We start from the raw sequence: 15,536 nt of genomic DNA, 5'->3' as shown, positions 1-15,536 counted from the left end.
GGGGTCAGCCAGCGCTGCACCCCAGAATGTCCACCGCGTGATTGGCACCCAGAACAGTGATCCGGATCTTTGAGCGATCCAGCGCAAACGGACCGCCCGAGGCGTTGATCACCTCGGATGTGGCGACCAGAGTACCGCCCTGCCGTTTGGCGTCGGTTTGCGAGGCCCACAGCTCCGGGTTGCCGGGCTCGATCACGGCAACCTCGCGGCCACCGGCGGAAGGCATGGTGACGCGCGCCTCGATCTGCATTCCGTCAGACGTCGGGGTCAGGTGGCACCGCGCGTTGGCGACCCGGGCTTCTTTGGCGGAATAGGGACGCTTGGCCAGTGCCGCCGCGATCGTCGGGTTGCGCTCTGCCTCAGCGTTCAGGATGTGATCGAACCCCAGACGTTCTGGTATGCAGACGTCTTTGCAGACCCCCAAGTCCACCGTGCCTTTCAGCCGGACCGGTTTTGTCGGATTCTTCGGCAAAATTTCGACAGGGAGGACCATTTGATTTTGGTATCCAATCGACTGCAGGCCATTCTGATCAAAGACATCCGGCGCGGGCCATGTGATCGACACGCTGCCGACATTGGTTGATCTTTTCCAGTCGAACTGTGGCGGAATACCCGCATCGCCCGGCGCCCGCCAATAGGTCTTCCAGCCGTCCTGCAGGGTCACCCGCAGCGCCCCAAGATAGGCTCCATTTGCTGTGCGCCCGCCGTCCAGGATATCCAATTCGGCCACTGAGCCGACCACTTGTGCAGATGCCGGTCCAATCGCGCTAACGGTCACGGCAAGGGCGGCTGCCAGAAATGTCTTGTGAATGTTCATACCCTATAAATGCGTGGTCTCGAGGCGAATTCCAAGTCACGTTCGGGTCACTCGAATGAAATCTAGCGAAATCGCCGCTGGTCCCTTGCCAATACCGGGACTGCGGGGGCATTGTTGATGGGAGCTCAGCAAGAGATGTCGTCTTATGGATCTGACCGGTAAACTGTTGATTGCGATGCCTGGGATGGGCGATCCGCGTTTCGATCATTCGGTTGTCTATATTTGCAGCCATGGCGACGATGGCGCGATGGGTCTGATCATCAACAAACCTTCGGATTTACGCATAAAGACGCTGCTGGGTCAGTTGAACATCGCTTGCCGTATCCCGATCGTGGGTGAGCGTCTGGTGCATTTCGGCGGCCCGGTCGAGATGTCGCGCGGATTCGTCCTGCACAGCGCCGATTATGACGCGAACCTCCATTCCCTGCAGATTTCGGACGATTTCAGCATGACAGCAACGTTGGACGTGCTTGAAGACCTGGCCTCGGGGCAAGGGCCGCTGAATTCTATGCTGACGCTAGGGTATTCAGGCTGGGGACCCGGGCAGCTTGAGGATGAGATCGCGATGAACGGATGGCTCACAACCGAGGCGGATTCGAAGCTGGTGTTCGATGTCCCCGATGATCAGAAATGGGAGGCGGCGCTGGCAACGCTGGGCGTCGATCCTCTGACTCTGTCGGCCAGTGCAGGGCGCGCCTGATCAACTGTCACGCGGTGCTGCAGCCCGGCGCAACCGGTCGTTGATAGCGGCACCCAATCCGTGGTCCGGAATAGGGGACACGGCAATCGGGCGTCCAGTGCTGTTGAGCTTGTGCAAAGCCGCAAACAGATTGGCCGCCGCCTCGGTCAGGTTGCCATCAGCGGACAGGTTGAGGTCGCATTCGACCGGCCCAAATCCCAAGAGAATCTCGTCACCATATGTAGTCTGCGCGTGCAACCGGACCGCCACGTCCGGGGCGTAATGCGACAGCATCTGTCCGGGTGCTGTTAGCGTGTCGCCCGATTGGTGTAGATGCAATGCCGAGCCGAGAGCTGCCTCGATCTGGTCCAAAGCCACCCCTCCGGGGCGTAGCAGAGCAGGTTCTCCAGCGAGGCCGACAATGGTGGATTCCAGCCCGACACCACAGGGACCGTCATCCAGAATGGCAGCGATGCGCCCGTCCAGACCGGCGCGGACATGCGCGGCTGTTGTCGGGCTGATCTGTCCCGAAGGGTTGGCCGAGGGCGCAGCGACCGGCCCGTCGAACATCTCGAGAATAGCCCGGGCAGAAGGATGCGCAGGCACCCGAACCGCCAATGTATCCAGCCCGGCAGTGACAAGCGACGATACACCGTGCCCTTCCCGCAGCGGCAGAACCAGAGTCAGCGGGCCGGGCCAGAACGCATGTGCCAAAGCCTCGGCCTGATCTGACCATTCAACAAACCTGCGCGCGGACTCTACCGATGCGACATGCGCAATCAGAGGGTTGAAACTGGGCCGGCCCTTGGCGGCATAGATGCTGGCGACAGCCTCTCCGTTGCGGGCATCCCCACCCAGCCCATAGACCGTTTCAGTCGGGAAAGCGACCAGCTGTCCCTGCCTCAAAAGATCCGCAGCCTGAGCAATTCCCGCCGGGTCGGCTGACAGTTCGAGTGTACCGTTAGAGATCATTGTGAGTGACGCCGCGTTTTGATTGCTTGTAGCATAAGGATGGGTACGTAATCGTTCAAACCCAGATGAATAACGGCGAGTCAGCGGATTTCCAACCCCGGCGTCGCGGACCGTTCAAGACAGCCCCGAGGTAATATTATGCCCTATCGCGCACCAGTTGCAGATTACGAATTTCTGTTCCGTCATGCGGTTGATTTTGATCGTATTGCAGCGACCGACAAGTTCGCGGAAGCAAGCGAAGACGTCGTAAGCGCGATCCTGACCGAGGCTGGAAAGCTCTGCGAAGAGGTTATGGCGCCGCTTCAGCGAAACGGAGACCTGGAGCCCGCGCGTCTGGAAAACGGCGTGTTGCGTACCTCGCCAGGATTTAGCGACGGTTGGAACGCTATTGCCGAGGGGGGCTGGATCGGCATGAGTGCCGATCCCGAGTATGGCGGTATGGGGCTGCCGATGACCTTGACCACTGCCGTCAACGAGATGATGTCTGCGGCCTGCCTGTCACTGCAACTGGCGCCGCTCATGACGCAGGGCCAGATCGAAGCACTAGAGCACCACGCAAGTGATGAGCTGAAAAACCTGTACCTGCCCAAAATGATCGCTGGTGAATGGTCGGGCACGATGAACCTGACCGAGCCGCAGGCGGGATCGGATGTGGGTGCGCTGACGTCGAAGGCAGAACCGAATGGAGATGGCACCTATTCGGTGTCTGGTCAGAAGATCTTCATTTCCTGGGGTGATAACGATTTTGCTGAAAACGTGTGCCATCTGGTGTTGGCACGCCTGCCCGATGCTGTTCCCGGAACCAAGGGAATATCGCTGTTTCTGGTGCCCAAATACTTGCCGGACGAGAATGGCAATCCGGGTGTGGCAAATGACCTGAAAGTGGTTTCGCTCGAGCACAAGATGGGCCTGCATGGTTCGCCAACTTGCGTGATGCAGTATGATGGTGCCAAAGGCTGGCTTGTGGGTAAGGAACATGGCGGAATGGCTGCGATGTTCACCATGATGAACAACGCGCGACTAGGCGTCGGCGGACAGGGTATCGGTGCCGCCGAAGGCGCCTATCAGCAGGCCCTGGAATATGCGCTTGAGCGGAAGCAAGGCAAGACACCTTCGGGCACAATCCTCGATCACGCCGATGTACGCCGGATGCTAATGAGTATGCGTGCGGATACTTTTGCTGCGCGCGCGATCATGCTTGCAAACGCAGCCGCGATTGATATGGCCAATGCAACAGGCGACGCGGACTGGGTTTCGCGCGCGGCCTTGTTGACGCCGATAAACAAGGCCTTCGGTACCGAAACCGGTATGCGGGTTTCGGAAGAAGGCGTGCAGGTCCATGGCGGTATGGGCTTTATCGAGGAGACCGGCGCGGCACAGTTCTATCGCGACGTCCGTGTGACCGCGATTTACGAGGGCACCAACGGCATTCAGGCCATGGACCTTGTCGCACGCAAGATGATGGATGGCGGCGAAGCGGCGTCCCGTTTGCTGGACGAAATCGAGGATCACGCCGAACGCGCGCGTGGGTCGATGCCGGAACTGGCGGGTCCTGTCTGGGAGGCCACGGAAAGCCTGCGTGAAACGACCGAGTGGCTGATATCGCAGTCCGACATGAACACGCGATTTGCCGGCGCCGTGCCCTATCTGAAGGCATTCGCCCGCGTTCTGGGCGGTCACTATCACCTCAAGGCGGCCCTGGCCGAGCCAAACGGCACCCGTTTCAAGCTGGCACGCTTTTATATCAATGCGCTGTTGCCTGAGTTTTCGGGGCTTTTGGTTCAGGCGCAGAACGGTGCAGATGACGTCTTTGCTCTCAGCGCCGAGGAAATGGTAGCTGCCTGATGGACGGTGATACACATTTGACGATCCGCTATCCTTGGCCCGAGGCTCCGGCCCTGGGCGAGGCCGTTGAAATTGCCGAAGGCGTGCTTTGGATGCGGTTGCCGCTGCCTATGGCGCTGGATCACGTCAATATCTATGCGCTGGATGATGGTGACGGATGGACGGTGATCGACACTGGCATGTCCTCGAACAAGACGCGCCGTATTTGGGCGGACCTGATGGCGGGACCGTTGGGGGGCAAACCCGTGACGCGCGTGGTGGTGACACATCACCATCCCGATCACGTTGGCAATGCTGGTTGGTTTCAATCTGAACACGGGGCCGAGCTGGTCACGTCGCGTACCGCATGGCTGTTTGCACGGATGCTGACGCTGGATGTGCAGGAAAACTGGCCGCAGGAAACGCTGGATTACTACCGAAGCGCCGGGATGGATGCCGATTTCCTTGCCAAAAGGATGACAGAACGGCCCTTCAATTTCTGCGACACGGTCTATCCGATGCCGCTGGGCTTTACCCGGATCAAACAGGGCAGCGTCATTCGTATGGGTGGGCGCGACTGGGATGTTCATATGGGCAATGGCCACGCTCCCGAACATGCAACTTTTTGGAGCCGTGACGATAATCTGGTGATCACGGGCGACCAGGTTCTCAGCTCGATCAGCCCCAATCTGGGCGTCTATGTTACCGAGCCCATGGCGGATCCCGTGGCGGAGTGGATGGAAGCCTGCGAGCGCCTGCAAGACCTGGCGCGCCCGGATCATATGGCGCTGGGCGGGCACAAACTGCCCTTTACCGGCCTGCCGGTCAGGATGAGGCAGTTGATCGACAATCACCACAGCGCGCTGGACCGTCTGCAGAATTATCTGGACCAGCCCAAAACCGCTGCTGAGTGCTTTGTGCCCTTGTTCAAACGCCAGATCGGTGAAGGAGAGTATGGGCTTGCTCTGGTCGAAGCAGTTGCACATCTGAACCATCTCTACCACATTGGTGCTGTTACCCGAACGCGGCGCGCGGACGGGGCGTGGGAGTTTCAGCGCAAAGGGTAGAAGGCATGGACAAGATCGAAACCTCAGCCGAGGCAGCGGAATCAGCAGCATTGCCCCGATGTTACGAGGTGCATGCCAACCCGGATGCGAAATCCGGCGCCAAGGACCTGCCCGGCCAGTTGCAAAAGCCCGTAGCCACCAAAAGCTCGGCGCAATGGGCCTATGAACGGTTGATCCTGTATATCCAGAATTTCGAGAATACGCTGGATGCGGATCATGAGGTCGCCATGGGATTTACTGGCGGTGATGCCGGGGTAATGCGGATCGAAGGGATGGGCTATTTCGACCCTGATATCATCACTTTTTACGGTGCAGATGGGTCCGGGGCGCGAACCCAGCTCGTGCAGCATGTCAGCCAGTTGAATGTGATGCTGCGAGCGCTGCCCAAATCGGTCGAGGATAAGCCCGCCAATCGCATCGGATTCCGGCTGGCGGCTGATCTGGAAGAAAACTGATAGCCTGACTTGCAATTCACGTCTGCGCAGCCTTGAATGAATCAATCATTTGGGGGGCGCAACGTGGCCACTTTCTCTGCCGTTACAAAAGCATACAAGGGCGCGTGGGCACGCCGCCGGGTCTTTGTGCCGATCTATGTCGCCGTGCGCCTGTTGCTGATTGCGCTGATTGCGCCGGGCGTGGCGATTGCGGTGAACCTAGCAGTTTCGCTCTCCAGCCAGACCGCCCTGACGGATCAGGATATTGCCGCGTTCATCCTGTCTCCGCTGGGGTTTGCGGTCGCAATCGCAATGCTCAGCCTGTTCCTGCTGGCCGAGGTCTTTGTCTTCTCGGTCATGGCCGGGTCGCTGAGGATGGGTGAAAGCGATCCGTGGCGCGCGGGGAGCGCGGCGATCAAGTTGATCCTGTCGCGCCTGCCTGCGCTGTTTGGATTTGCTGCACGCCTGGTTCTGCGGATCATCCTGTTGATCCTGCCTTTCGCCGCTATCGCTGCTCTGATCGCCTGGTGGACGCTGACCGAGTATGACATCAACTATTACCTGACCTTCCATCCGCCGTCTTTCTGGATCGCCGTTGCGCTGATCGGAGTTGTGGTGCTGGTCATGGCATGGGTGCTGATCCGCAAGCTGTCCGCATGGGCGCTGGGACTGCATCTGGTTCTGTTCGAAAACCTGCCACCGGCTGATGCTTTCCAGGTCAGCGCGGATCGGATGGAGGGCAAGCGCGGGCGGCTCAAGATCGCACTGGTGTTTTGGCTGGGGCTGAGGGCAGTTCTTGCCGCGCTGATCGCTTGGGGCGCGGGATCATTATTCGCGTTGGTGCCCCTGCAGGGGGCAGAGCATCTGCGGCTGGCGCTAGTCTACAGCCTTCTGGTCGCCGGGCTCTGGTCGTTGGCTGGGCTGGTTTTGGCAGCCACCGCGCTGGGAGCACTGGCGGTTTTGCTGGACGGTTTTTTCGAGATCCGGACCTCTGAACCACCACATCCCGCGCCAGGCAATTTGCGCATTGGTCTGCTGAGTGCTGTTGGCATTGCGGCGGTGGCGGTATTGGTCGGGCTCTGGTTTGGTCAATCCCTGCTGGAACGCGTTCAGGCCCCTGACAGGGCCGAGGTGATCGGCCACCGTGGTGCCGCTGCTTTGCGGCCGGAAAACACCATGGCCTCGGTTCTGAAGGCGATTGAGGACGGGGCGGACTGGGTTGAAATCGACGTGCAGGAAACGGCGGATGATGAGATAATCGTCGCCCATGATAGCGATTTCATGAAGCTGGCCGGGGTGAACCTTAAGGTCTGGGATGCCACGATGGAAGACGTGGCCGAGATCGATATCGGCAGTTGGTATGGCCCGGAATACGCAGATGAACGCACGCCAACACTGCGCGACGTACTGGCTGCGGCCAAAGACAGGGCCAAGGTGATCATCGAGTTGAAATATTACGGTCATGACGTCGATCTGGAAAACCGCGTGGTAGCCTTGGTCGAGGAATTCGGCATGCAGGATGACATCGCTACCATGTCGCTGAAATACCCCGCCGTGCAAAAGATGAAGGCACTGCGCCCTGAATGGCGCGCGGGGGTTTTGGCGGCAACCGCTGTGGGTGATCTGTCGGGTCTCGAAGGGGATTTTGTGGCTGTCAGCGCCGCCATGGCCACGCCGGGGCTGGTACGTTCGGTGCAGGCCGCGGGCAAGGATATCTATGTCTGGACGGTGAATGACCCGTTGCAGATGTCGGCCATGGCCTCGATGGAGGTGGATGGGCTGATCACGGACCGACCGGCAATGGCCAAAGAAGTCTTGCGTATCCGCGCTGAAATGGGGCCGGCTGAACGTCTGATGCTGTGGCTGGCAACGGTGCTCGGCATGGCCGTTGATACCGATGCGATGCGCGATGAAAGCCCGTAAACTGGCCGTTTCTCTGGCGCTGATCGCGGCGCCAGTCGGCGCGCAGGACTTTATGCGCAGTCTTGAGATGCCCGCCCATCGCGCGCTGATCGCACAGCGGGGCGCTGCGGAATTGACGCCGTTTGAAACGGATGGCTGCTCGGGCGGGTTGTCAGCCAGTTGGCGCTTTGTGGCCGACAGGTTTCCCAGCTTTCAGGCCTTGTTCGAGGCGCATCCCCCATGGGAGAGTTGCTGTGTCAGCCATGACCGGGCCTATCACCACGCGGGCGGAGGCCTGCGCCCCGAAGACAGTTATGACGCGCGCCTGTCAGCCGATGACAGCCTGAGGGCCTGCGTGCGGCAACACGGGGATGAGAACGCCGAAATTTACGCCGAACGCTATGACATGACTTCGGATCAGATACGATCCGCCCATGCCATAACCGCCGAGGCCATGTATGGCGCGGTGCGATTGGGCGGGGCGCCCTGTTCGGGCCTGCCCTGGCGGTGGGGGTTCGGATATCGCGGGTGTTCGGTCTTTGATTCCGTGTCACCTGCGCCCGAATGACGTGGTGACAGGCCCGGGATTTTCGATTATCCAACGTATCAAACACGCGAATTAGGATTCTGAAAATCATGGCTGAACATAAGCACGGCGAAATGGACATCACCGTTCAAACCAAAACCTTCAACGGTTTCGTAAAAGCGACCACATGGTGCGTGGTGGCGATTGCTTTCCTTTGCCTGTTTCTGGCGGTTTTCGCCGCTTAATCCCGGGCGAGGCTGACCGCCGTGATCAGATTTGTGATTGCCTGCCTGCTGGCAGCAACAGTGGCTGGCTGTGCCGGTTCGCAGCGTCCGCAGGCCGATCAGACCGAAGTTGTGGCCCGTTCCTATCGTGATCCGGGACCATCAACACTGACGCTCTATACCATGATCAGCACCCGGACCGGTTCGGGGGCGCATACCTCGCTGATGATAAGCGGCAGCGAGAGGGTGATCTTTGACCCCGCAGGCTCGTTTCGCGCCGATGTAGTGCCGATCCGGAACGATGTTCTGTATGGCATCACGCCGAATGTCGAACGCGCTTATCGCAGCAGCCACGCGCGCGAAACGCATTATGCGCGTATCCAGACGATTCAGGTGACACCACAGCAGGCCGAAATTGCCCTGCAACTGGCCAAGCAGATGGGCCCTGTCTCCGAAGCTTTTTGCGCCAACTCGACCTCGCAGCTTTTGCAGCAGGTGCCGGGTTTCGAGCAGATCAATACGACCTTCTACCCGGTCAAGCTGTCCGATCAGTTCGGTGAACTCCCCGGAGTCGTGACCACCGAATACCGCGAGAATGACGATGCTGACCTGCAGGCCGGTTTGGCCTCGAACAATGCGCGCCTGAACCAGTTGGAAGCGGCTTCAACCCAATAGGTATAGCAAGCCATAGAGCGTGCCCGCCCCGGCAAAGATGGCAATGACCACGTTTTTTGTGATGACACCAACCGCCAAAGCAACCGCTGCGGCGGCCATGCGCGGCACGTCGGGCTGACCATCCGTTGCGGTTGGCCAGACCACCAGCGGCGCAATCAGGGCCGGAACGATGGCTACGGCGGTATAGCGCAGGTGGCGTAACAACCAGGGTGGCATCGGGCGGTCTCCGACGATGCCGATAAAGGTAAAGCGTAGGGCAAAGCTGCCGATCGCCAAGCCAACGATAATGCTCCACATGGTCACCGGATCAATCTGTGTCATGACCTATTCCGCTCTAACATCAATTCGGCCTGCGCCCCTGCGATCATCCCGGCGGTCCCGGCGATCAGCAGGCCCAGGTTGAACGGCACGCCTACGGTCAACAGAGCAACGGTTATGGCGACTAAGGCGGCGATGACATGGGCAAGCGTCCTCATCATCGGCCCGATCATTGCCAGGAATGTGATCGGAAGTGCAAAATCCAGCGCCCAGCTTTCTGGAATCTGTGCGCCCAAAACTGCGCCCAGATAAGTTGCCAAAATCCAAAGCGGCGTGATCGGTGTGACCGAGCCAAAGAAATAGGCCATGCGCTGCGGCACGGTCATATCCGGCTCTTTTTCGAACTGTACAATGGAGCAGGCATAGGACTGATCGACCGTCAGATAGGCGGCGCAGGCCCGTTGCCACAGGGGGGCCGCCCCAAGATAAGGTGTCAGTGAGGCCGAATACATTGCCACGCGTAGGTTTACCGCCAGGGCCGATGCCAGAACGATCAGGCTGGGTGTGTTGTCCTGCAACAGCTGCAGGGCGGTGAACTGGGCCGCCCCGGCAAAGACAGCCGCCGAAAAGGCGATTGTCTGGACAATATCCAGCCCAGCCTCGGTCGCAAATACGCCGAAAAGGGTGCCGAACGGAATTGCCACAAAGATAAACGGCGCTCCATCACGAAAACCCTTCCAGAAGTATGACTTGGATGTGGTGTAAGCCATGGCAAATTCCTATGGTATCGCCAACAGCAGTAGCGATCTTGGGAAAGGGTTGCAATTGGCCACGAAACCGGATGCCACCGACTACATCATCGCCCCTGATCCTGGCGCGGTCCGCCTGACCCGTGCGGTCGAAGGCATCGACCAGAATGGCGCGGTCAGCCGGATCTCGGTTGTCGAGGAACGCCCCCTGACAATTTTCCTCAACGCGCAGGAAATCGTGACTGCAATGACAATCGGCGATTACCCTGAATATCTGGCGCTGGGGTTCCTGCGCAATCAGGGGATGCTGTTAGCCGATGATGACATTACCGGCGTGGATTACGATGACGATCTGGAAACCGTGGTGGTGCGCACCGCGCGCGAAACCTCATATGAGGATAAGCTGAAGAAAAAGACTCGAACCAGCGGCTGCGCGGTCGGCACTGTGTTTGGTGACATGATGGAAGGGCTGGAGGACGTGCGCCTGCCGCAGGTTCAGGTCCGCACCTCATGGCTGTATGATCTGGCAGCCAAGATCAACCGAACCCCTTCATTGTATCTTGAGGCTGGTGCAATTCACGGCACGGTCCTGTGTCGGGAAAACCGACCGTTGGTCTACATGGAGGACGTGGGACGTCACAACGCGGTCGACAAGATCGCCGGCTGGATGCTGTCCGAAAATGTGGGGGCCGAGGACAAGATCCTCTACACTACAGGCCGTCTGACCTCGGAAATGGTCATCAAGACTGCAATGATGGGCATCCCGGTTCTGGCGTCACGATCAGGGTTCACCGCTTGGGGTGTCGAAATCGCGCGTGAGGTTGGCCTGACGCTGATCGGTCGTATGCGGGGGCAGCGGTTCGTGTGCCTTGCGGGCGAGGATCGACTGGTGCGGGATGTGGACCCGTCGACAGTGGCGGTCGAAGATAAAAAGCATAGACGGAAGAGTGCGGAATGATTTTGGAAGTCTTTGGTTTATTTATTTTATTCGTCGCGACATTGGGCTTGCTGCCATTGATGGTCTATGTGTTCTGGCTCCTTGAGCGGTCGAAACGCGCGATCATTGAGGGTATGGCGCAATTGGACGTCAACCTGCGTAACCGTCTGGGGTGGGCGCCAGAGGAATACATCAGCATTTGGAACATCGCTGCCCCCTTTCGGCTTGGTTGGCAGGCATGGGGGGAGTTGTCTCAAAAACAAGCACACGTGCTTCAGCGGGTTTTGATGCACGGTCTGCCTGAGTTTGCCGGGATACCAGATGAGGTCAGAAAGGCGGTGCGCACGTATCGGTGTTGTTTTGGTCTTATCTTTGCTGTTGGAGCCGTCTTAGTGTTTTTGCCAGCCCACTATAGCCTGAGTCACAAGGCGGCCGAATTGACGGGGTGGCCTGCAATTATTTGGTTTACAGCATTCGGATTGGCCGTCTGTCCATTGCTTTTCCTGCCCACCCAGAAATTCAGGAAATGGCCCGCGCTTGAGGAGATCAAATGACCCGCCCCCTCGGCATCATCCTCGCAGGAGGCCTTGCCACTCGGATGGGTGGTGGCGACAAAGGCTTGCTGACCGTCGGTGGGCAGAGCCTGCTGTCTCATGTCATTGACCGGTTTGGCCCGCAGGTGGTCGGTCTGGCGCTGAATGCCAATGGTGATCCCGAACGGTTCGCCGACCTGAACCTGCCGGTTCTTCCCGACACGATTGAAGGTTTCGCCGGGCCTCTGGCGGGTGTGCTGGCGGGGCTCGATTGGGCAGCAGAACAGGGCGCCGACAGTATCGTCACCGCCGCTGCCGACACGCCGTTTTTTCCGCGCGATCTTGTGGCGCGCCTAACGGATGCTGCTCAAGGGCAAACCCATCCGCTGGTGCTGGCGACTACGCCTCGAACCGGGAATGAAGCACTGAAATCCGGCGGCGGCAAACTGGTCGACCGGCATCCGACATTTGGCCTCTGGCCTGTCGCGTTGCGAGATGATTTGCGAGATGCCTTGAATGACGGGCTGCGCAAGGTTGTGCTGTGGACAGATAAACATGATGGGCGTGAGGCGTTGTTTCCGGCGGAGCCGTTTGATCCCTTCTTCAATGTCAACACGCCCGACGATCTGGCGCGGGCGCAAAAGCTGCTGGAGCAGGCATGAAGGTCTATGGCGTCACCGGTTGGAAAAACGCGGGCAAGACCGGCCTGATGGAGCGTTTGGTGGCCGAGATCACCGCGCGCGGCTTTTCGGTTTCGACCGTCAAACATGCCCATCACGCCGCCGATGTCGACCAGCCCGGCACGGACAGTTTCCGCCATCGAGAAGCCGGTGCGTCCGAGGTGCTGTTGGCGTCCGGCAAGCGCATTGCGATGATGCAGGAACTGCGCGGCGCACCCGAGCCGCCTCTCTCTGATCTGCTGGCACGCTTGGCTCCAGTTGATCTTGTGCTGATCGAGGGGTTCAAACGCGAAGCCCACCCCAAGGTCGAGGCGTATCGGGTGGCCGCTGGAAATCCGTTGATTGCGGCCGAGAACGAAACTGTGCGCGCGGTTGCCAGTGACACAGAGCTGAACTTCGACCGTCCGGTTTTTGATCTGGACGACACCGCAGCCATCGCAGGGTTCATTCTGCAAGAGGTAGGATTATGAGCAAACCGGACATTGCCCCACCGCCCTTGCGCAACGATTGTTTTGCCTTGCCTGCGGGCGTGAGCTGGACGCCGGTTGACGAAGCGTTGGCCCTGCTGCGCGACCGCCTTTCGGTCGTGATGGGGGCTGAAACCGTTCCGTTGGCACAAGCCGCAGGTCGGATTTTGGCCGCCGATGTATATGCCCAACGTTCGAACCCGCCGCAGGCAAATACGGCGGTAGATGGCTATGGCTTTGCCGGTCCGGTTCCGGATGGGCCTCAGGTGATGCCGCTGCAAGACGGGCGTGCTGCGGCTGGTGTTCCCTTTGATGGTCAGCTTGCGCCCGGCCACGCCATACGGATTCTGACTGGTGCGGCCCTGCCCGTTGGGGTGGACACCGTTATTCTGGAAGAGGACGTGACAGTTCAGGACGGGCATATCGCCTTTCGCGGCCCCCTGAAACAGGGTGCCAATACCCGCAATGCGGGCGAAGATGTGGTTGGAGGTGATCTGGCTTTGCCCGCTGGACGCCGGATGACACCTGCCGATCTGGCTCTTCTCTCCGCGACGGGTGCTGGTGATCTGCTGGTTCGCAAAGCTCTGCGGGTAGCCGTCCTGTCAACGGGGGATGAGCTAGTCGAGGCCGGCGAGGTTGCTGAGCCAGGGCAAATCTACGATGCCAATCGCCCAATGTTGCTGGCTCTGATCCAGCGGATGGGATTCCAGCCACTGGATATGGGCCGCGTTGCCGATGATCGTGAAACCCTGCGCGAGCGGCTGAACGAAGCTGCGAAAGAGGCGGATGTTGTTCTGACTAGCGGCGGCGCGTCGGCAGGGGACGAAGACCATGTCTCCGCGCTGTTGCGGCAGGCCGGAGCGATGCAGGAATGGCGTATTGCCCTGAAACCGGGGCGACCTCTGGCTTTGGGGATTTGGGACGGAGTGCCGGTTTTCGGACTGCCCGGCAATCCAGTAGCGGCATTGGTCTGCACCCTAATCTTTGCCCGCCCGGCGCTGGGCCTGATGGCTGGCGAGGGCTGGCGGGACCCGCAGGGGTTCGATCTGCCAGCCGCCTTTGATAAGCGCAAGAAACCCGGGCGGCGGGAATATCTGCGGGCCCGTATCCGAGACGGAAAAGCCGAAGTTTTCAACTCGGAAGGGTCCGGGCGGATCAGCGGGCTAAGCTGGGCCGAAGGGCTGGTCGAGATCGAAGACGGCGCGCGCCACATCCAACCGGGTGATCTTGTCCGGTTCATCCCCTATGGAAGTTTCGGAATCTAGTCGAAGGTTCCGGCCACACGCCCCAGCAACATGAAGGCCCGCGCGGTTCTTGTATCACCCAAAGCGGTCAACTCTGCATCGCTGGCACGGGGTTCAAACTCGATGATCATGTGATCGAACCGGCGCAGAAAGTGATGGGCGGCGTCCCGGAAAATGGGATCCTGCTTCATCCGGGCCGAAGTCAGCGCCAGCGAGGAGCGGTCGCGAATGCCGCCCAAGGCCGCGACAGCCCGTCCGCGCCCACCCTGCGCAAATTGCCGCCAGATCTCGGGGCGGGCCATGTCAGGGCGCAGGTCATCCATATAGATGCCCTCTTGGCTGAGCAGGGTCAGCACGTCCTGAGAGGCCTGTACAAGCTTGGCTGTCTTGCGGTCCTTGAGCGCCAGCCGTAGGGCATCAAAGCCTTCGGTATCTTCCTGTGTTTCCGGAAAATTCAGCGCACGGATAAAGATGTCGGTGCCAAGCGGGGGCACGATATCCCCGGCTTGTGTACCCAGCTCCAGCGAAGTCTGATCGCCGTTCCCAACGGCTGTTGGTTGCTGTGCAGGTTCCCTGCGCTTGGTTGAAAACGTGGCCAGCGCGCTTTCGGCTTTCTTGGCCGTTTCCGCGATCTGATCCAGCTTTTTGGATACGGCTGGCTCATAGGTGCTGGAAGATCGCTGTTGCTGAGCGATATATGAGTTTCGGATGGCGTCAATCGAGGTTTGTAGTCGCGCGCTTTCCTCGCGCATGATCCGGCTGGCGCGCATGGCCATTGCCGCGACCCAGATCATCGCTACCGGCATGAAGACCGCCAGCAAGGTCACGACAAAGCCTCCGCCGTCGACCTCGTCGGGCAGCACCAGAAAAACAACCGAGACGATCAGCCAGATCACGCTGAGGGCGACGGCTGCAATTTCGATCTCGGTTATCGAAGGCTTGGTTGGCCTATCATATATGCCCAGTGAGGTTGGCCGATTGGCTTCCTGCTCTGGCGTAGGCTCGGACATTGGGAACGCTCCGGGGCTCAGGCGTAGGTGATACTCAGGACTTCATAAGAACGTACGCCGCCAGGTGTGCGTACCTCGACACTGTCGCCTTCGTCCTTTCCAATCAGGGCGCGGGCAATAGGGGATTTGATGTTCAGCAGGCCGGCTTCGATATTGGCCTCATATTCCCCTACAATCTGCCAAGTCTTTTCCTCGTCAGTGTCTTCGTCAACAAGCGTGACCTTGGCGCCAAATTTGATAGCACCGGACAGTTTGGCAGGGTCGATCACATCGGTCAGTGAAAGGATGCCTTCCAACTCTTTGATGCGGCCTTCGATAAAACCCTGCTTTTCCCGGGCCGAATGATATTCGGCGTTTTCTTTCAGGTCACCCAGTTCCCTGGCCGAGGCGATGGCTTCGATAATAGCTGGCCGCTCGACGGATTTTAGGTTCTTGAGTTCGGCCTGAAGCGCAGCATTGCCCGCAGGCGTCATGGGAATTTTTTCCATATTCTTGTCGTCCACGCTGAAATTGTAACGCCCCGCCGCATGGAACCAGC

Annotated in this window: 19 protein-coding genes; 13 read left to right on the top strand and 6 right to left on the bottom strand. The window is 59.4% G+C overall.

Features of this window, described 5'->3' with window-relative positions; translation table 11 throughout:
• Positions 1–4 precede the first annotated feature (4 nt).
• On the bottom strand, positions 5–817 hold the full coding sequence (locus AC2FLE_RS08760; RefSeq protein WP_496696495.1) for a protein-disulfide reductase DsbD domain-containing protein: 813 nt from the start codon (positions 815–817) through the stop codon (positions 5–7).
• A 145-nt stretch (positions 818–962) separates the two neighbouring features.
• On the opposite strand from AC2FLE_RS08760, the gene AC2FLE_RS08755 reads away from it, so the two are divergent.
• On the top strand, positions 963–1,517 hold the full coding sequence (locus tag AC2FLE_RS08755; RefSeq protein ID WP_142635367.1) for a YqgE/AlgH family protein: 555 nt from the start codon (positions 963–965) through the stop codon (positions 1,515–1,517).
• On the opposite strand, the gene AC2FLE_RS08750 is transcribed toward AC2FLE_RS08755, so the two are convergent.
• A complete protein-coding gene (locus AC2FLE_RS08750) occupies positions 1,518–2,468 on the bottom strand; it encodes an L-threonylcarbamoyladenylate synthase (RefSeq protein ID WP_496696493.1) in 951 nt (316 codons plus the stop codon).
• 138 nt (positions 2,469–2,606) lie between these two features.
• On the opposite strand from AC2FLE_RS08750, the gene AC2FLE_RS08745 reads away from it, so the two are divergent.
• The 7 genes from AC2FLE_RS08745 to AC2FLE_RS08715 all read left to right on the top strand — a co-directional run bounded on the left by AC2FLE_RS08745 (position 2,607) and on the right by AC2FLE_RS08715 (position 9,120).
• The gene (locus AC2FLE_RS08745; RefSeq protein ID WP_271948509.1) at positions 2,607–4,313 is read left to right on the top strand and encodes an acyl-CoA dehydrogenase; all 1,707 of its coding nucleotides are present in this window, start codon (positions 2,607–2,609) and stop codon (positions 4,311–4,313) included.
• On the top strand, positions 4,313–5,359 hold the full coding sequence (locus AC2FLE_RS08740) for an MBL fold metallo-hydrolase (RefSeq protein WP_142635372.1): 1,047 nt from the start codon (positions 4,313–4,315) through the stop codon (positions 5,357–5,359). Before AC2FLE_RS08745 ends, AC2FLE_RS08740 begins: the two co-directional genes overlap by 1 nt.
• 5 nt (positions 5,360–5,364) lie before the next feature.
• Positions 5,365–5,814 (top strand): DUF6173 family protein, encoded by a 450-nt coding sequence (locus tag AC2FLE_RS08735; RefSeq protein ID WP_142635374.1) that lies wholly within the window; start codon positions 5,365–5,367, stop codon positions 5,812–5,814.
• Between the two features lie 63 nt (positions 5,815–5,877).
• The gene (locus tag AC2FLE_RS08730; RefSeq protein ID WP_496696491.1) at positions 5,878–7,716 is read left to right on the top strand and encodes a glycerophosphodiester phosphodiesterase family protein; all 1,839 of its coding nucleotides are present in this window, start codon (positions 5,878–5,880) and stop codon (positions 7,714–7,716) included.
• On the top strand, positions 7,703–8,263 hold the full coding sequence (locus AC2FLE_RS08725; protein ID WP_496696489.1) for a hypothetical protein: 561 nt from the start codon (positions 7,703–7,705) through the stop codon (positions 8,261–8,263). The genes AC2FLE_RS08730 and AC2FLE_RS08725 overlap by 14 nt, the downstream gene beginning before the upstream one ends.
• A 68-nt stretch (positions 8,264–8,331) precedes the next feature.
• Positions 8,332–8,466 carry an aa3-type cytochrome c oxidase subunit IV gene (locus AC2FLE_RS08720; protein WP_142635378.1) on the top strand — a complete coding sequence of 45 codons (135 nt, stop codon included), beginning with the start codon at positions 8,332–8,334 and terminating at the stop codon, positions 8,464–8,466.
• Positions 8,467–8,487: 21 nt separating this feature from the next.
• Complete coding sequence (locus tag AC2FLE_RS08715; protein ID WP_271948503.1) at positions 8,488–9,120, top strand: hypothetical protein; 633 nt, start codon at positions 8,488–8,490, stop codon at positions 9,118–9,120.
• Here the strand turns inward: AC2FLE_RS08715 and AC2FLE_RS08710 are convergent.
• Both AC2FLE_RS08710 and AC2FLE_RS08705 read right to left on the bottom strand, forming a co-directional pair.
• Complete coding sequence (locus AC2FLE_RS08710) at positions 9,109–9,441, bottom strand: AzlD domain-containing protein (RefSeq protein WP_142635382.1); 333 nt, start codon at positions 9,439–9,441, stop codon at positions 9,109–9,111. The two genes, AC2FLE_RS08715 and AC2FLE_RS08710, sit on opposite strands and share 12 nt — an antisense overlap.
• Positions 9,438–10,148, bottom strand: coding sequence for an AzlC family ABC transporter permease (locus AC2FLE_RS08705; protein ID WP_282021650.1), 711 nt, complete (start codon positions 10,146–10,148; stop codon positions 9,438–9,440). Before AC2FLE_RS08705 ends, AC2FLE_RS08710 begins: the two co-directional genes overlap by 4 nt.
• Positions 10,149–10,197: 49 nt before the next feature.
• Here AC2FLE_RS08705 and AC2FLE_RS08700 point away from each other — a divergent pair, with 49 nt between their 5' ends.
• Genes AC2FLE_RS08700 through AC2FLE_RS08680 form a run of 5 tightly spaced genes read left to right on the top strand, consistent with a single transcriptional unit; the run spans position 10,198 to position 14,009 of the window.
• On the top strand, positions 10,198–11,085 hold the full coding sequence (locus AC2FLE_RS08700) for a formate dehydrogenase accessory sulfurtransferase FdhD (RefSeq protein WP_496676784.1): 888 nt from the start codon (positions 10,198–10,200) through the stop codon (positions 11,083–11,085).
• Positions 11,082–11,618: a hypothetical protein gene (locus tag AC2FLE_RS08695; RefSeq protein ID WP_496696486.1), complete on the top strand. Its 537-nt coding sequence runs from the start codon at positions 11,082–11,084 to the stop codon at positions 11,616–11,618. Before AC2FLE_RS08700 ends, AC2FLE_RS08695 begins: the two co-directional genes overlap by 4 nt.
• The gene (gene mobA / locus AC2FLE_RS08690; protein ID WP_496696484.1) at positions 11,615–12,259 is read left to right on the top strand and encodes a molybdenum cofactor guanylyltransferase MobA; all 645 of its coding nucleotides are present in this window, start codon (positions 11,615–11,617) and stop codon (positions 12,257–12,259) included. Before AC2FLE_RS08695 ends, mobA begins: the two co-directional genes overlap by 4 nt.
• Positions 12,256–12,747, top strand: coding sequence for a molybdopterin-guanine dinucleotide biosynthesis protein B (gene mobB / locus AC2FLE_RS08685; RefSeq protein ID WP_142635390.1), 492 nt, complete (start codon positions 12,256–12,258; stop codon positions 12,745–12,747). The genes mobA and mobB overlap by 4 nt, the downstream gene beginning before the upstream one ends.
• Entirely contained in the window at positions 12,744–14,009 is a 1,266-nt protein-coding gene (locus tag AC2FLE_RS08680) for a molybdenum cofactor synthesis domain-containing protein (protein WP_496696482.1), read from the top strand. Before mobB ends, AC2FLE_RS08680 begins: the two co-directional genes overlap by 4 nt.
• Here AC2FLE_RS08680 and AC2FLE_RS08675 read toward each other — a convergent pair.
• Both AC2FLE_RS08675 and greA read right to left on the bottom strand, forming a co-directional pair.
• On the bottom strand, positions 14,006–14,998 hold the full coding sequence (locus AC2FLE_RS08675; RefSeq protein WP_496696480.1) for a hypothetical protein: 993 nt from the start codon (positions 14,996–14,998) through the stop codon (positions 14,006–14,008). The two genes, AC2FLE_RS08680 and AC2FLE_RS08675, sit on opposite strands and share 4 nt — an antisense overlap.
• Before the next feature lie 17 nt (positions 14,999–15,015).
• The gene (gene greA / locus AC2FLE_RS08670) at positions 15,016–15,486 is read right to left on the bottom strand and encodes a transcription elongation factor GreA (protein ID WP_142635396.1); all 471 of its coding nucleotides are present in this window, start codon (positions 15,484–15,486) and stop codon (positions 15,016–15,018) included.
• Positions 15,487–15,536: the final 50 nt, after the last annotated feature.

Source organism: Ruegeria sp. CDSA077, assembly GCF_059612265.1.
Note: the sequence above shows the minus strand (reverse complement) of the source record. Positions and strands in the feature narration are given on the sequence as shown.

Coding starts and splice junctions, on each gene's coding strand:
- greA (WP_142635396.1), bottom strand. CDS start 15,486: ATGGAAAAAATTCCCATGACGCCTGCGGGCAATGCTGCGCTTCAGGCC.
- mobA (WP_496696484.1), top strand. CDS start 11,615: ATGACCCGCCCCCTCGGCATCATCCTCGCAGGAGGCCTTGCCACTCGG.
- mobB (WP_142635390.1), top strand. CDS start 12,256: ATGAAGGTCTATGGCGTCACCGGTTGGAAAAACGCGGGCAAGACCGGC.
- AC2FLE_RS08710 (WP_142635382.1), bottom strand. CDS start 9,441: ATGACACAGATTGATCCGGTGACCATGTGGAGCATTATCGTTGGCTTG.
- AC2FLE_RS08680 (WP_496696482.1), top strand. CDS start 12,744: ATGAGCAAACCGGACATTGCCCCACCGCCCTTGCGCAACGATTGTTTT.
- AC2FLE_RS08750 (WP_496696493.1), bottom strand. CDS start 2,468: ATGATCTCTAACGGTACACTCGAACTGTCAGCCGACCCGGCGGGAATT.
- AC2FLE_RS08720 (WP_142635378.1), top strand. CDS start 8,332: ATGGCTGAACATAAGCACGGCGAAATGGACATCACCGTTCAAACCAAA.
- AC2FLE_RS08745 (WP_271948509.1), top strand. CDS start 2,607: ATGCCCTATCGCGCACCAGTTGCAGATTACGAATTTCTGTTCCGTCAT.
- AC2FLE_RS08675 (WP_496696480.1), bottom strand. CDS start 14,998: ATGTCCGAGCCTACGCCAGAGCAGGAAGCCAATCGGCCAACCTCACTG.
- AC2FLE_RS08735 (WP_142635374.1), top strand. CDS start 5,365: ATGGACAAGATCGAAACCTCAGCCGAGGCAGCGGAATCAGCAGCATTG.
- AC2FLE_RS08740 (WP_142635372.1), top strand. CDS start 4,313: ATGGACGGTGATACACATTTGACGATCCGCTATCCTTGGCCCGAGGCT.
- AC2FLE_RS08695 (WP_496696486.1), top strand. CDS start 11,082: ATGATTTTGGAAGTCTTTGGTTTATTTATTTTATTCGTCGCGACATTG.
- AC2FLE_RS08725 (WP_496696489.1), top strand. CDS start 7,703: ATGAAAGCCCGTAAACTGGCCGTTTCTCTGGCGCTGATCGCGGCGCCA.
- AC2FLE_RS08705 (WP_282021650.1), bottom strand. CDS start 10,148: ATGGCTTACACCACATCCAAGTCATACTTCTGGAAGGGTTTTCGTGAT.
- AC2FLE_RS08755 (WP_142635367.1), top strand. CDS start 963: ATGGATCTGACCGGTAAACTGTTGATTGCGATGCCTGGGATGGGCGAT.
- AC2FLE_RS08760 (WP_496696495.1), bottom strand. CDS start 817: ATGAACATTCACAAGACATTTCTGGCAGCCGCCCTTGCCGTGACCGTT.